The 13,751-nt window shown below is 50.3% G+C and carries 14 protein-coding genes; 6 read left to right on the top strand and 8 right to left on the bottom strand.

The features are described from left to right. Positions 1-123 precede the first annotated feature (123 nt). Entirely contained in the window at positions 124-1,335 is a 1,212-nt protein-coding gene (locus V8F51_RS23655) for an MFS transporter (protein ID WP_337102972.1), read from the top strand. Next, positions 1,332-1,928, top strand: coding sequence for an HAD family hydrolase (locus V8F51_RS23660; protein WP_337102973.1), 597 nt, complete (start codon positions 1,332-1,334; stop codon positions 1,926-1,928). The genes V8F51_RS23655 and V8F51_RS23660 overlap by 4 nt, the downstream gene beginning before the upstream one ends. On the opposite strand, the gene V8F51_RS23665 is transcribed toward V8F51_RS23660, so the two are convergent. Continuing rightward, positions 1,923-3,632: an ATP-binding cassette domain-containing protein gene (locus V8F51_RS23665; RefSeq protein WP_337102974.1), complete on the bottom strand. Its 1,710-nt coding sequence runs from the start codon at positions 3,630-3,632 to the stop codon at positions 1,923-1,925. The two genes, V8F51_RS23660 and V8F51_RS23665, sit on opposite strands and share 6 nt — an antisense overlap. Beyond that, positions 3,622-4,380: an ABC transporter ATP-binding protein gene (locus tag V8F51_RS23670; RefSeq protein WP_337102975.1), complete on the bottom strand. Its 759-nt coding sequence runs from the start codon at positions 4,378-4,380 to the stop codon at positions 3,622-3,624. Before V8F51_RS23670 ends, V8F51_RS23665 begins: the two co-directional genes overlap by 11 nt. Positions 4,381-4,591: 211 nt before the next feature. Between V8F51_RS23670 and V8F51_RS23675 the strand changes: the two genes are divergently transcribed. After that, positions 4,592-5,215: a biotin transporter BioY gene (locus tag V8F51_RS23675; RefSeq protein WP_337102976.1), complete on the top strand. Its 624-nt coding sequence runs from the start codon at positions 4,592-4,594 to the stop codon at positions 5,213-5,215. A gap of 116 nt (positions 5,216-5,331) precedes the next feature. Here V8F51_RS23675 and V8F51_RS23680 read toward each other — a convergent pair whose 3' ends face one another. The 3 genes from V8F51_RS23680 to V8F51_RS23690 all read right to left on the bottom strand — a co-directional run bounded on the left by V8F51_RS23680 (position 5,332) and on the right by V8F51_RS23690 (position 7,342). Further along, on the bottom strand, positions 5,332-6,507 hold the full coding sequence (locus V8F51_RS23680; RefSeq protein ID WP_337102977.1) for an anti-sigma factor: 1,176 nt from the start codon (positions 6,505-6,507) through the stop codon (positions 5,332-5,334). Further along, on the bottom strand, positions 6,497-6,994 hold the full coding sequence (locus tag V8F51_RS23685) for a sigma-70 family RNA polymerase sigma factor (RefSeq protein WP_337103027.1): 498 nt from the start codon (positions 6,992-6,994) through the stop codon (positions 6,497-6,499). The genes V8F51_RS23680 and V8F51_RS23685 overlap by 11 nt, the downstream gene beginning before the upstream one ends. A 117-nt stretch (positions 6,995-7,111) precedes the next feature. Beyond that, positions 7,112-7,342, bottom strand: a complete 231-nt coding sequence (locus V8F51_RS23690; protein ID WP_337102978.1) for a hypothetical protein — start codon at positions 7,340-7,342, stop codon at positions 7,112-7,114. A gap of 127 nt (positions 7,343-7,469) precedes the next feature. Between V8F51_RS23690 and V8F51_RS23695 the strand changes: the two genes are divergently transcribed. From V8F51_RS23695 to V8F51_RS23705, 3 genes are read left to right on the top strand one after another with little or no spacing between them, the layout of a single operon-like run. Continuing rightward, entirely contained in the window at positions 7,470-8,567 is a 1,098-nt protein-coding gene (locus V8F51_RS23695; RefSeq protein ID WP_337102979.1) for a GerAB/ArcD/ProY family transporter, read from the top strand. Continuing rightward, a complete protein-coding gene (locus tag V8F51_RS23700; protein ID WP_337102980.1) occupies positions 8,554-10,008 on the top strand; it encodes a spore germination protein in 1,455 nt (484 codons plus the stop codon). Before V8F51_RS23695 ends, V8F51_RS23700 begins: the two co-directional genes overlap by 14 nt. After that, the gene (locus V8F51_RS23705) at positions 10,005-11,141 is read left to right on the top strand and encodes a Ger(x)C family spore germination protein (protein WP_337102981.1); all 1,137 of its coding nucleotides are present in this window, start codon (positions 10,005-10,007) and stop codon (positions 11,139-11,141) included. The genes V8F51_RS23700 and V8F51_RS23705 overlap by 4 nt, the downstream gene beginning before the upstream one ends. Positions 11,142-11,234: 93 nt before the next feature. Here V8F51_RS23705 and V8F51_RS23710 read toward each other — a convergent pair whose 3' ends face one another. The 3 genes from V8F51_RS23710 to miaB all read right to left on the bottom strand — a co-directional run bounded on the left by V8F51_RS23710 (position 11,235) and on the right by miaB (position 13,723). After that, positions 11,235-11,453: a hypothetical protein gene (locus tag V8F51_RS23710; RefSeq protein WP_337102982.1), complete on the bottom strand. Its 219-nt coding sequence runs from the start codon at positions 11,451-11,453 to the stop codon at positions 11,235-11,237. A 144-nt stretch (positions 11,454-11,597) separates the two neighbouring features. Further along, complete coding sequence (locus tag V8F51_RS23715) at positions 11,598-12,107, bottom strand: RicAFT regulatory complex protein RicA family protein (protein ID WP_337102983.1); 510 nt, start codon at positions 12,105-12,107, stop codon at positions 11,598-11,600. Between the two features lie 23 nt (positions 12,108-12,130). Then, positions 12,131-13,723 (bottom strand): tRNA (N6-isopentenyl adenosine(37)-C2)-methylthiotransferase MiaB, encoded by a 1,593-nt coding sequence (miaB, locus tag V8F51_RS23720; RefSeq protein ID WP_337102984.1) that lies wholly within the window; start codon positions 13,721-13,723, stop codon positions 12,131-12,133. Between the last annotated feature and the right edge of the window lie 28 nt (positions 13,724-13,751).

The raw sequence follows: 13,751 nt of genomic DNA on the forward strand, positions 1-13,751 counted from the left end.
ATTTATCACTAAGATTTATACGCTTATCCATGGATAAAGTTTCCACGATCCCTTCCAAAATAGCAAGTGACAATTTCGAGGTTCATGCGCTAAAGTGTTAGGGAAAGGAGTTTTTATAGCCCTATGTCAGCAAATGATCGCTCACAAAAACTGTTGTTTACCATTGTCACCATTCTGTATTGGACATCTATGTACACCTACGTGCCCATTCTTACCCCTTACTTAAGCGGACGCGGGCTGTCGCTCCAAATGATCGGCATCGTACTTGGCAGCTATGGCTTCGTCCAGATGCTTGGCCGCTTCCCGCTGGGAATTATGTCAGACAAGTGGGGCAAGCGCAAACCATTCGTCTTGCTCGGCATGATTACCTCCTGCATCAGCTGTCTGCTCTTCATTGTTCCAGGAATATGGGCATGGCCGCTTGCGGGCCGCATGATGGCAGGAGTCTGCGCTTCGACCTGGGTTGCTTTCACCGTCTTATACGCAAGCTATTTCGGAGCAGGCCAGACAGGCCGCGCGATGGGCAATATAAGCGTCATGATCGTATCCGGACAGATGCTCGGCATGGTACTGAGCGGCTGGTTGAACGATGGCCTTGGCGACAATGCCCCTTTCATTACAGGCGCCATATTATCCGCAATTGGTCTTGCGCTTGCGTTCTCGCTTAAGGAACCAAAGCTTGCTGCAGACAGCCGACCTGCGATGTCGTTCGCTATGGTCAAAAATGTCATACGCACGAAGCTGCTCCTTCAGGTATCGGTACTTTCGATTTTGGCGCATGGCGTGCTGTTCATCACGATGTTCGGCTTTACGCCGCTTAAGGCAGAACAGCTCGGCGCGAACGGCTCGCTGCTGACGCTGCTCGTCTTCGCCTTCATGCTTCCTCATGCGATAGCTTCTTCGCTGACGGCTTCCTGGTTCGTTAAACGATTCGGCTATTGGGGAACAATTGGGCTTGGCTTCACCGTTAGCTCGTTATGCACCGCTTCGATGGCCTTTTTCCAATCGTATGAGATGCTCGTCATTACGCAAGCGTTTAACGGCTTTGCCCAAGGGCTTCATCTGCCGCTGCTGCTCGCTCTATCTATACGGGATGTCGAGCTGCCTGGGCGCGCAACGGCAATGGGCTTGTATCAAGCGCTGTATGCGATCGGCATGTTCTCCGGACCGTTCCTTGCCGGATGGCTTAACGAGAGCTGGGGACTCGACAGCGGCTTCGTATTCGGAGCGATGTTGGGCGCTGCGGCAGCTCTGCTCGTATGGCTTTGGTCATCAATGGAACGCGCAAGCGCACGTAAAGCAAAGCCTTCGTCTTCTGGGGGTATCAGCTTATGACAGATGCGGTTAGCGAGAAGCGAACACAGCTAGTGCTCGATATTGGCGGCGTGCTGGCTACGAATCTATCGCCAACGTTTTGGCATATGCTCGCCGAAGCCTCCGAGCTGGCGGTTGACCGTTTATATGCAGTTTACAAACAGCAAATATCGAAGCGGCTATGGACGGGGCAGCTTGCAGAGACGGATTTCTGGGAGTGGCTGCAGAAGCAGCTCCCTTCCATTGATACCGAAGAGGCCAAACAGTATTTGGCGGAAAGCCTGACTGCGCTTCCTGCTATGGATAAGATTGCAGTTTGGAGCGATAAGGCCGACCTCCACATCCTAAGCAATCATGTTGCGGAGTGGGTGAACCCGATTCTTGAGCCTGTTCGCCATCACTTCTCCACGGTTACGGTCTCAAGCGATGTCGGCATGAAGAAGCCAAGCGACAACATCTTCGTCCATGTTCATGGACTGCTGGGGCCGGACGTCCCCATTCTATTCGTAGACGATCATCCCGCTAATCTTAGGCAGGCGGAGCAGCATGGCTGGCAGACATTGCTTGCCGATCAAGATGGACAATGGATCAACAAAATCGCCGCTCTCCTATAAGGAGGCGGCGATTATTAGTTGTATAGCGCTAGCGGCAAGCGCTGCGGCAAGCAGCCCGTAATCGGGCTTGGCGAATCGCAGCCGAAATCCGTACGTCGGCTTCTTTTTAACAAGACCAAAGCCGCGTGCTTCTAATGCATCGGCCATCTGCTCCGCTAGTCGTACGATCGATCGAATGTATGGAATGATGACGGAGTAAAGCATTTTAATCGGAACGCTGCGCAGCGGCGTTACCGCCTTCCCTCTCGCATGAGCGAGCTTCGCAAACCTTTCCCACTCCCCTGCCAGCAGCGGTATGAATCTGAAAATCAACGTAACGAGCAATGCGAAGGAATGGATCGGGATACGCAGGCGCGACATCCATCCGAACGTCTGCTGAATGGATCGTTGCAGACGCAGCGGCGTTACTAATTGCAGCATCGGCATGCCAAGCATCATTACGACGAGCAATTGGCATAGTCTAAGCACGGTCGGCTCCGAACTGCTCCATAAAAAGGCAAGCGGGCGGAATTGGATGCCGCTTATGACGCCGATAATGACGATAAAGTACGCATAAGCGCGAATAACGCCCGCCCAGCGGTAGATCAGCTGCCGGAATGGAATGAGCAGCAGCGCCGTCACGCAGGCCGCAAGCGCAAGTGCGGCCAAGCTTTGTTGGGCGAGCAGGCTCGCGGCGAGCAGCAGATACGCCGCGACGAGCGCGCGCGGATCGAATGTATCCGCGCGCGGCGCTCGCCCCTTAGGGGCGTCCGCGGCTGTGGCCGCGGCAGCGGCGGAGCTGGCGGCTTGCGGCGCAGGTGCCGCCGCTGCCGATTGAAGGGCGCGCCCGCCTATGCGGCGTGCCAGCTGCTCTGCAGCCGCCGCGGCTGCTTCGCTCGGCGACGGCCATGGCGCCCCGCCGCTCCGCGCGGGCGCCGCAGGCTCTTGCGGCGGCAGAGCCGCCGCCTCGCGCAGCGCGGCTAGCGCGCGCAGCGCCTCCGGCGCAGCTGCGGCGTGCGCATGCGCCGCCGCAGCGGGAGCCGCTTCGCGGACGTTGCCGTGGGCGACTTCGGCAACCGCATCCGCGAGCGGCAGCAGCGCATCGAGGTCGTGTGTCACCACGACCGCTCCGCGCCCCGCTGCCCTGTGCGCTTCCAGCACCGCGCACAGGCTGCGGATGCCGACGGCGTCAAGACCCGCCGTCGGCTCGTCCAGCAGCAGCCATTCCGGCTCGCACGCCAGCAAGCAGGCGAGCGACAGACGTCGCTGCTGTCCGCCGCTGAGCGTCCAAGGATCGCGCGTTAACAGCTCTGCGTCAAGACCCGCTGACGCCATCGCCCGCTCGATCCTTCGCTCCGATTCTTCCGCCGATACCTTGTACGGCTTCATTGTATAGAGCAGCTCGCCGCGCACCGTGGACAGAAACCACTGCGACTCCGAATGCTGCATCGACAGGCCGAAACGCAGCGATACCGAGGCGTTTAATTTCCTTCGACGCCCCTTCTTGATCCATAAAGGCTCGTCACCAAGCTTAATTTCACCGCTACGCGCCTCTCGCAGTCCCGCCAGCGTCTCCAGCAGCGTCGACTTTCCCGCTCCGTTTCGTCCGACGAGCAGCGTAATTTTACCCGCTTCAATCCGTAAATTAACTTGTTTCAACAGCGTCTTGCTCTCCGGCACATCTGTAACGACCGATACATCATTAAGATGCCAGTCAGCTCCCATATCCGCTCACCGCCTTCGCAAGCATTGCCGGCACGATCGGGAATGGATCAAGCGATAGTCCAAGCTTCTCCATCTCCCATGCTAGCTGAACCGTATAGGGCGCATCGAAGCCAAGCCGCTCGCATATGCTCTCTCCTTCATGCCCGTCTTCTCTTCTATACCAATTCGATGCACTTCCATCAAACGCGATACGGCCGTCCTGCATCGAAATGATACGATCACCTTCATCCAGCTCGTCAAGCTTCTGCGTAATCCAAATGACGGTTGTCCCATTGCCATGGATCGCTCTCGCTTGCTCTAATACGAATGCGGCCGCTTCAGGATCTAGCATCGAAGTAGCTTCATCCAGCACAAGCAGCGGCGAATAGACAGCGAGACAGCCCGCAATCGCAACGAGCTGTTTCTGTCCGCCCGACAAGGTGCTGATCGGCTGATGCAACCTATCGCCTAAGCCTACGGCTTGAAGTGCCTGTTCGGCTAAAGCCGCTATATCTTGCTCCTCGGCCTCATTCTGCTCCAGCATGAGAACAACGTCTTCCCATGGCGTAGCGCCTACCATTGCCGCTTCGGGCTGCTGCATGACGATCGGCACTAATCGGCTCTTAGGATCAGCCCGCTTAACGTTTCCTGACAGCCCATCGACTCTTCCCCCGGCGATGACCTTGGCAAGCGTGCTCTTTCCGCTTCCGTTACGCCCAACTAATGTAATCCACTCGCCTGAACGTATATGTAAATCAACCTGTTTCAATATCGGCTCTATTGGTTGTTGCCTTTCAACAAATGCGATCGGACGAACTGTAACGTCCGACAACTCTACTTCAGAAATTAAATTCACTTTTTTTCACCCAACCTCTTCCCCAAACCAAATCATTGTGCTACAATCCGAATTGTTAACCGTGCTTTAAATATAATTGGTTAACAATATAAAAGCAACTACATAAAGGAGTCGATCCGAAGTTATGCCTGTCCAAACCAATAATATTAGAGCGCTTGTATTTACCGCTTTATTCGCCGCGTTATTCATTGTTATGAATTCGTTATCGATAAGGCTCAGCTTCTCGCCCGTTCCGATTACGCTTCAAACGCTTGGCGTATTGCTAGCCGGACTGTTCCTTACACCGCGCAACGCCTTTTTAAGCATCACCACGGTCATCTTGTTAACCGCCATCGGTTTACCGTTATTTAATGGCAAGGGCGGCATCTCGTATTTGCTTGGCCACACCGGCGGCTTTATCATTGCATTTCCATTTTGCGCGCTGCTTATCAGTCTCGCCGTTAGGTGGGCGCTAAGCAATGAAACATTCAAGCGCAACAAAATCGTATTGTTCATTGCCTTATTCATTGCATTTGAATTGTTCAGCTCGCTGCTAACCTATTTGCCGGGTATTCCTTGGCTTATGCATGTGCTCAATTGGAACTTTGCGAAAGCGATGGCAGGCGGTTTCTACCCGTTCATTATCGGTGACGCCCTTAAGTCCGCATTGGGTGCCGTGCTTGCCATCTCCTTAACACCTTACATTGCCTATATTCGCTCGTCAACCGGTTCAACCCGGGATACTTATACGAAGACGGTATCGCCTTAACGAAATGGCATCACAAGCTCCAAAAAAACAAGCTGTCCGCTCATTTTAAGATCCAATTGGATCTTAAAATGATCAGACAGCTTTTTCTTATTAAAGACCATGCATTGGCTAACACGTTACTGCCGCTCATCCCAATTCCATAATCTTGCTTCCCCAACGTGCAAATAGCGCACGAATGGCGCATCCTTCAACTTGAGCAGCTCCTTCGTCGGGCCAGTGACGACCACTCCATAAATGGCAACCCCATTCTCTTCGACATAATCAAGCGCCTGATCTGCATCAAAGAAGTGCGTATAATAATTCGTAATCGTCTTATGATTGCTCAGCAAACGAAGCGTATTAACGAAATTTTCATTCCGAACATTACCGCTTCCGTATGTTTCTACACCAGGATAAGAGGTTGTCGATCCGCTGCCTACTGTCCACCATAACACTTTTCTCTCTCCATACACCGTCGTGTAGCCGTCTTCTTCATGCCACATAGGCATCGTTGGGAAACCAACGGGATGACTCACCGCAGCAGTTCCTTCCTCCCCCGCTTCACCTGTATACACAGCTAGCCACACAGGTTCCATATTCTTACCCTCAAACAACTTTAACGCTTCATCCGTCGAGTACATCCGATCAAAAGAAACATACACCTCCGCGACCGTTCCCTCCGGCAACGAACTTAGCTTTGAAGAGCCGGGAGTACCATAGCCTTCATTACTTTCGTCTGGCAAATAAAAGGGGGTATAATGGTTTGACGAATTTTTGTTATCGTTTTGATCAATTAATCTCGGCCATCCAAGAAGCATTGTTGTACTCAGATCTCCCATGTAGACACGCTCGTCGCCTACTTGCTTCACCAAGTCGCCAAAATACTTAATGCCTAGCACAGAAGAGGGATTGCTGTTTAGACTTATGCTCATATTAGGACTCGTCACTGCAATCGCCGATTCAATAACATCGGCATACAAGTTACGCTTTTCCGGTTTCCCTAAACCGTAATAAATCGAAGTCAGAATCGAATTAACGATCATAGCTGCAAGCACTATCCCGATTACGCCGCCAATGCTCCAAGACCTTGCACGCCATTTGCCTCGACGCATAAGTTCTGTCGCCCGTTTCGGATTTAACTGCACCGAACCTGCTTCTCTTATCGTATCCGGCTGTTCCTCTTCGAGCAGCTCATCTAGATGCGATTGATAAAGCTCCAACTTCGTTAACTCCGCTTCAAGCTCTTCCCGCTCCTCCTGGCTCAATTTCCCTTGTCTATACGCTTTCAATTGCTGTTTAAAATCATCGCTCATCGTCTTCTCCCCTCTCGCGCAGCTTGCGAAGCTGCTGCCTCGCTCTGAAGAGCAGCACTTTGAAATAAGCTAATCCTATATCCATAATGTCCGCTGCTTCCTGATAGCTCAATCCTTGGTAATCATAGAGCAGCACCGCTTGTCTCTGATTCTCTGGTAAGCTTGCGACGGCTAGACCAAGCTCGCCAAGCTCTTCGATTCTCAGCAGAACAGACTCCGGCGAGTGTTTTGCCGGCGCACGTATGTTCCGGAAGAAGATAGATGCAAATGGCTTGCTTCGCCTTTCCTTACGCTTGTAATCAACGAAAGCGTTGTGAGCAACTCGCAGCAGCCAGGGCTTCACCTTTTCACCATCGTAGCTTTCTAGATATAGGTAAGCGCGGTAGAACGTCTCTTGCAGCAAGTCCTCCGCCGCGTAATGGTCGCCTGTGAGATATAACAAGTAACGATGAACATCTTGCATATATTGCTTGTAAAGTTCGTCCAGTTGATTGTTCGGTTTCGCCGCCTCCCTTCCACCGCTGACATCCTATACACGTATCTGCTCCCAAAAAGTTACACTTAGAACGCAAAAAACAACCGCTATCTTCAAGATGCGGTTGTTTCAATCCCTATTCTCACTCGAACCTACATGATTTTGTTTCTGTTTTCGCCGGTGTAGAACGTCTGCCACTACTAACAAAACCATCGGAGGGATAAAAGTAAGCGCGTCAATATAGGCGAAGGTCCATGGAAATCTGGCTTCGCTTATGTACTTTTCATTGCCGGGCAAATAGTGGAGCAGCGCAATAAACCAAACAGCGGTGAGAATCATCGCTATCCAATATCCTTTCATTCAAGTTCCCTCCTTCGTCTTTCCATTATGCCCCTTTAGTGCCGATCGGCATCCGAATAATTTACGGCTTCAAGGACAGACTTAGTTTATTAAAGAGAGGAAATTATTAACTATGATGCGTCGCATAATGATATCGAATCAACAATTAATGGCATTAATCGTCATTTCGACCGTAGGCACTTCCAGCCTTTATGCGCCGTCTTCCTTATCGCATTACGCGGGTCGGGATGCATGGTTTTTAGTCCTCATCGGCATTTTGGGCGGAGCATTGAACCTGCTGGTTTTCCTGCAATTGAATAAGTTGTACCCGGACAAAAACCTAATAGCCATTTGCAAACATCTGCTCGGACGTTGGGGAGGCGGACTATTGGCGGTCATTTTCATCCTTTACTTTATGGATGTGTCGTCTTGGGTGCTTCGAGAGTTCGCCCAGTTTTTCGTCATTGCCTTGAACCCGATGATTCCGCAAAATTGGTATCTCCTCATTGGAATAATCATGTGTGCCTATGCCGTCTTTCATGGGTTGGAGGTCATTTCGCGAGTCGCGTTTATGATTTTTTTGATCACGATTATAACCTTTCTAATCATTTATTTGCTGTTGATCAAAGAATACCACTTTGAATATTTGCTCCCCGTGCTGGAGAACGGGTTTACCGGGCCGCTGAAAGGTACAATCGTCGTCGTCTCTTGGTTTGGCGATCTTATGTTTATATCCATGGTTTTGAATCACGTGAAACGTTCAAAAAAGACCGTTCCCTACACGGTAGCCGGAGTCGTCATATCCGGAATCTTTCTCTTGATGGCAGTCGTTGGCTGCAGCGTTGTATTCGGGGGGAAGGCGACGAGCAGCTTTACATATCCCATCATCAGCCTGATTCAGAACATTCAATTGTTCCGGAATATTGAACGACTTGACGCCATTTTGATCGCCATTTGGGTCATGAGTTCGTTCGTGAAAATAACCGTTTATTTTTGGTCATCCATACAAGCGTTGACCGAATGCTTCAGACTCAGCAACCCAAAGCTGTTCATTATACCGATGGCGATAGGTATCGTTATCAGCTCGAAGTACAAAGTGTGGGGCTTGATCGAAATGAGCAACTTTTACGACAAGCAAGCATGGTATTTTGTTCTTTTCCAGCTCGTGCTCCCTGTACTGCTGCTCGTCGGCGCGGCAATTAAACACCAAACGTCATCGGAGGATAAAACATATGGAAGCGGATGATCAATTGTTGTCTTCGTCCCCTGATTTAAACAAAAAAAGGCTGACGGAGAGAATGCGTCATACGGAAGACTTGATTATTATTGACTTTCTAGCCGCCAAAGAAGAACAAGAGGACATTACCGTCTGTTATTTGAGGGGGCTTGCCGACGAAACGAAGCTTCGTGAACTTGAGCTGTCCATATGCGACCGCACCTCTTCATCGCTGCAACGGATGTTGTCAAGCAAAGGGAAGCTGCATAAAATTGCGGAGGCAGCAACGGAATTGGCTCTGGGGAGGACCGTGCTCTTGTTTCACAACCAACAGATCGGCATTGCCTATGACACGCTTGATGTACAACTGCGCAATGTGGAAGAGCCCGTTAGTGAAGCTTCCGTCAAAGGGTCGCGCAGCGGCTTTACCGAATCATTTCGCAACAACCTCGCCTTAATTCGCTATCATTGCCCTTCTCCCGATCTGATGGTCGAATACCGCTCTACCGGGATCATTACGAAATTAGGTTTGGCCGTCGTATCCATAGGAGGCGTGACGAACCCTTCGCTGCTGAAGGAGGTACATCGGCGGCTGGATGAGATTCCGGGAGACCTCGTCCCGGGAGACAATACAATCGAAGAGTGGATCGTCGATAATCAAGGAACATTGCTGCCGTTGATTGAGTCAACCGAAAGACCGGATAGAGTCGTCGGAGGCTTGCTTGAAGGGCGGATCGCGATTGTTGTGCAGGGTTCTCCTTTTGTGATGATGATGCCGTTTGTTTTCCTGCAAGCGTTCCAGGTAAGCGAAGATTATGCATGGAATTACTACATCGGTTCAAGCATCCGCATCATGCGGCTGCTGTGTGCAGTCATTGGCATGCTGCTGCCTGGTTTTTATGTTGCTACTGTAACGTTTCACCATGAGCTTGTGCCGACGCCGCTTCTCCAGAGCATCGCCTCCGCGAAGGAACCGGTTCCTTTTCCTGCCGTTGTCGAGAGTTTCTCAATGATGATCGCCTTCGAAATCATGCGCGAAGCAGGCGTTCGGATGCCTAAGCAGGTAGGCCAAGCTGTCAGCATCGTCGGCGCTTTAATCCTTGGCCAAGCCGCTGTGCAAGCGGGTATCGTGTCCCCTATTATGGTTATTGTCGCTGCGCTTACCGGCATTGCCACGTTCACGCTTCCGTCCACTGCAATCAACTATGTCATCCGTATGATTCAATTCGGGATCACGCTGCTGGCTTCATTAATGGGTTATGTCGGCATCGTAGCCGGGGTTATTATGCTCATGACGTATTTGTCTTCTTTGCGCTCGTTCGGCGTGCCTTACTTGTCGCCGGCGGCTCCTTTCGATTTCGAATTGCTCGGAGATATCGCGATCCGAAGACCGAGTACGTTCAACAATAAACGTCCTTCCCTATTTCACCCCTTACGTCGTCTTCGTTATCGAAACGGAGCAAAAAAATGAGCAGAGTCTGCGCGTTCATTATTCTTGTCGCGATCACTCTGTCAACTACCGGCTGCGTGGGTAGCGCGGAGCTGAACGAAATCCATATCGTGCATTCCGTCGCGATTGACAAGGGGGACAAACATAACATAAAGCTGACCGCCGAAATTTCGAAAATAACGCCTAGCGGACAACAGCCAAAAGGCATGCAAAATGATAAATTCTATTTGTCGCAAGAAGGGGAAAGCCTGTTCGAAGCAGCACGCCAAATGAGAAATAAATCGGACCGGATGCTTCTATGGGGACATGCATCCAGCATTTTGTTTAGCAAGGCGGTCGCCGAGCAAGGCATTATGCCCCAGGTTGAAGCCATTCGCCGCTTGCGCCAATTCCGCAATACGGCCTTGTTGTTTATTACGGAAGGGAACGCATTCGAAATTTTGCAAATGTCCTCGCCAAGCGCGACTATTAATTCGCAAGTATTTCAGGGGCTGGTCGAAGGCGGCAAGTCTACCGGTCAGACTTCGAAAACAACGCTTCTAATGGTTTATCGGGATTATATGAACGAATTCAAGGATTTAGCGATTCCTTTACTTTATCCGGTTAATCAGGCAGCTAATGAAGATAAATCTATTTTGAAAGCATCCGGCATGTATGCGTTTCATGGCGATCGATTATCTGGCAAGCTGTCGCCGTCCTTAACGAAAGCCTATCTTCGAGCTAGCAATCTGATGGAAGGCACAATCGAAAGCATTTCATGCGATGACGGCGGGCATGTCACGTTAGAAAATATATTGAGCAAAGCAAAAACGAACGTTTACATTAATACAAGTTTGGAATCACGCATAACGATAACGATTAATGCCGATTTGACCATCACCAATCTAACCTGCAAAGGAATGGATATCACGCCGGATACGATCCATGTGTGGGAAGGCCAGCTTAATACCATTATCGAGCAAGACATCCAGAAATTCATTCAATACACACAGAAACAAAAAGTCGACTTATTGGGCATCGGCGAACGAATTCACCGCAGTCATCCGAAGCAGTGGAAAGCAATGAAAGCCGACTGGATGGAGCATCGTTACGGATCGGCCGATTTTGAAGTTCAAGTCCATACGAGAATTGATCATTCGAACTTCTTAATGTAATGAATGCATAAAAAAAGATCCGGCAGAAGAGCCTTCCTTAAGGCTGCTTCTCCGGGTCATGTATGAAATAATGAACAGACAAAACGAAATCGGTTATTGATCGGATCGTTGCTTAAGATCGTCTGAATCGACGCTACGCTTGGCTGGCCCGATAAAACGACCCAAAAGCATAAGGAGCGGCGAGGTTTCGATTTCGGCTAGATTGAGCATTTCCGCCCAATTGAAAACGAGCAATAAAGGCATAAGTCCAATTGCTAACACACCAAATATAAGACCAAAAAAAACATTACGCAGCATTTTACCAACCGTCATATCCCATCTCTCCCTTCCCGATCTGATACCTCCCAGTATACGCCCCTATTTTTCGATATTCAACCCTGCCCAAAACGGCTAGTCGCTAAACGAAAAAGAAACCCAACGCAATTACGCGAGGGTTTCACAGATTCACAACTAGTCTTACATGCATTCCTCTGGATCTTCAGACGGTGAAGCATCCTCTACATTGATTTTCTCCGAAACGGTATCGCGGATAATCGATACGACGAGCTGCAGCAAGTAGTTGATGTCCGTTTGGCTTTGTTGGAACTCGGTTACGATTGGAATGCCGTCCAGTTCGTCCTGCAACGTCTCCATTTCGGCTTCGATCTTCTTTACCATATCGGCGTTTTTGAACGTCGTCTCGAACGCGACAACTTCCTTCTGCTTCTTCTTGATCTGATTAATGAGCACTTGAACGCGCTCATTATTATTAATTTGCTTCTCGGCGCGACGGTAATGCTGCACTTCCTCCGAGCCGTAGATGACGCTTGCGAGTTCTTTCGCTTTGGCCATAATATCTTCTTTCACGATGAGGTCGCGAGTATTGAACGACGGAATCTCATGATTGCTGCAGAACTCGCCGTGCTCATGATGATGATCGTGACCGTGCTGATCCGTTTTGTTTGCCGCTGTCTGTTGGTTTGCCATTTAACATCTCTCCTGTATCGTCATTAACTAACTGCTTCTTGTGTATGTGTTTCAAGCGCTTCAGCCTTAATATACCAGGTTTGCGCATCCGTTACTTTCGCGTGAATGAACTGTCCGATCCATTCCTTCGGTCCTTCCAAGTGAACGAGCTTATTCGTGCGGGTGCGTCCTGATAGAACGTTTGCATTATTTTTGCTCTCGCCTTCGACCAGCACTTCTACGATCTGTCCGAGAAGCTGCTCGTTCTTCTCTCGGAATATCGCTCCGAGAAGCGCATTCAGCCGCTGCAATCGCTCCTTTTTGACGGCAAGAGGAACATTGTCCTCCATCACGGCGGCAGGTGTCCCTTCACGCGGTGAATAAAGGAATGTGTAAGCGGAGTCGAAGCCTACCTCTTCCACTAGCGATAATGTATCATCGAACTGCTCGTCCGTCTCGCCTGGGAATCCGACTATAATATCGGTCGTCAGTGAAACGTCCGGTATCGCCCGCTTAATCTTGGCGACCAGCTCCAAGTAAGCCTCACGCGTGTACTTGCGGCTCATTCGCTTCAACGTCTCCGTACTGCCAGACTGAACAGGCAAATGGATATGCTCGACTAGGTTGCCGCGCCCCGCAAGCACCTCGATCAGATGATCGTCGAAGTCGCGAGGATGGCTTGTCATGAACCGAATACGCGGAATGTCAATCTTGGACATATCCTGCATCAGATCGCCAAAGCGATAGTTGATGTCTTCGAAGTCTTTGCCGTATGCATTCACATTTTGGCCAAGCAGCGTAATCTCCTTGAAGCCTTGCCTAGCAAGCTCGCGCATCTCGGCAATAACATCCTCTGGCCTTCTGCTGCGTTCCTTGCCGCGCGTGTAAGGAACAATGCAATACGTACAGAACTTGTCGCAGCCGTACATAATATTAACCCAAGCGCGCATGCCTTCCCGCTTCTTCGGCATATTCTCTATAATGTCGCCTTCTTTGGACCATACCTCGACGACCATTTCTTTACTGAAATATGCGTTTTGCAGCAAATGCGGCAATCGATGGATATTATGCGTTCCGAATATCATATCGACAAACGCATGCTTTTGCAAAATTCGACCGACGACCGACTCCTCCTGCGACATGCATCCGCATACGCCGAGCAGCAGATCAGGCTTCTCCAGCTTCAACGTCTTCAAGTGTCCTAGCTCGCCGAACACTTTATCCTCCGCATTTTCGCGGATCGCACAAGTATTGAGCAGTATGACATCAGCCAGCTGTCGATCCTCCGTTGCCGTGTAACCCATTTGCTCGAACATGCCCTTCATAACCTCGGTGTCATGTTCGTTCATTTGGCAACCGTACGTCTGAATCAAATAATGCTTGCCTAAGCCAAGCGTCTGCAGCTCTTCAGGAATGGAGAAATCGTAATGAACCTCGATGTCCTCTTTGCCGCGCTTCTTCTCGTCCTTGTGGCTTGGCGCCGAATTTATGTTTATGATTCTACCTTTGATCCGGTAAGTAGCCCCGCTATCATCTTGATCGATCAATTTCGCATCACTGAAATCAAAATACTTGGAGTAGTCCTTCGTTTGGACATTACTCTTGTTCTTGTCCTCTTGAGTACGATCGGCAGCCAAGGCCTTCTCACTTCCTTATAGATGCATA

This window comes from Paenibacillus sp. YIM B09110, from assembly GCF_037167145.1.
Taxonomy (GTDB): domain Bacteria; phylum Bacillota; class Bacilli; order Paenibacillales; family Paenibacillaceae; genus Pristimantibacillus.

Excerpts from the sequence above, each read along its gene's own strand:
- V8F51_RS23655 (WP_337102972.1), top strand. The coding sequence starts at position 124 with ATGTCAGCAAATGATCGCTCACAAAAACTGTTGTTTACCATTGTCACC.
- V8F51_RS23660 (WP_337102973.1), top strand. The coding sequence starts at position 1,332 with ATGACAGATGCGGTTAGCGAGAAGCGAACACAGCTAGTGCTCGATATT.
- V8F51_RS23665 (WP_337102974.1), bottom strand. The coding sequence starts at position 3,632 with ATGGGAGCTGACTGGCATCTTAATGATGTATCGGTCGTTACAGATGTG.
- V8F51_RS23675 (WP_337102976.1), top strand. The coding sequence starts at position 4,592 with ATGCCTGTCCAAACCAATAATATTAGAGCGCTTGTATTTACCGCTTTA.
- V8F51_RS23680 (WP_337102977.1), bottom strand. The coding sequence starts at position 6,507 with ATGAGCGATGATTTTAAACAGCAATTGAAAGCGTATAGACAAGGGAAA.
- V8F51_RS23690 (WP_337102978.1), bottom strand. The coding sequence starts at position 7,342 with ATGAAAGGATATTGGATAGCGATGATTCTCACCGCTGTTTGGTTTATT.
- V8F51_RS23695 (WP_337102979.1), top strand. The coding sequence starts at position 7,470 with ATGATATCGAATCAACAATTAATGGCATTAATCGTCATTTCGACCGTA.
- V8F51_RS23700 (WP_337102980.1), top strand. The coding sequence starts at position 8,554 with ATGGAAGCGGATGATCAATTGTTGTCTTCGTCCCCTGATTTAAACAAA.
- V8F51_RS23705 (WP_337102981.1), top strand. The coding sequence starts at position 10,005 with ATGAGCAGAGTCTGCGCGTTCATTATTCTTGTCGCGATCACTCTGTCA.
- V8F51_RS23710 (WP_337102982.1), bottom strand. The coding sequence starts at position 11,453 with ATGACGGTTGGTAAAATGCTGCGTAATGTTTTTTTTGGTCTTATATTT.
- V8F51_RS23715 (WP_337102983.1), bottom strand. The coding sequence starts at position 12,107 with ATGGCAAACCAACAGACAGCGGCAAACAAAACGGATCAGCACGGTCAC.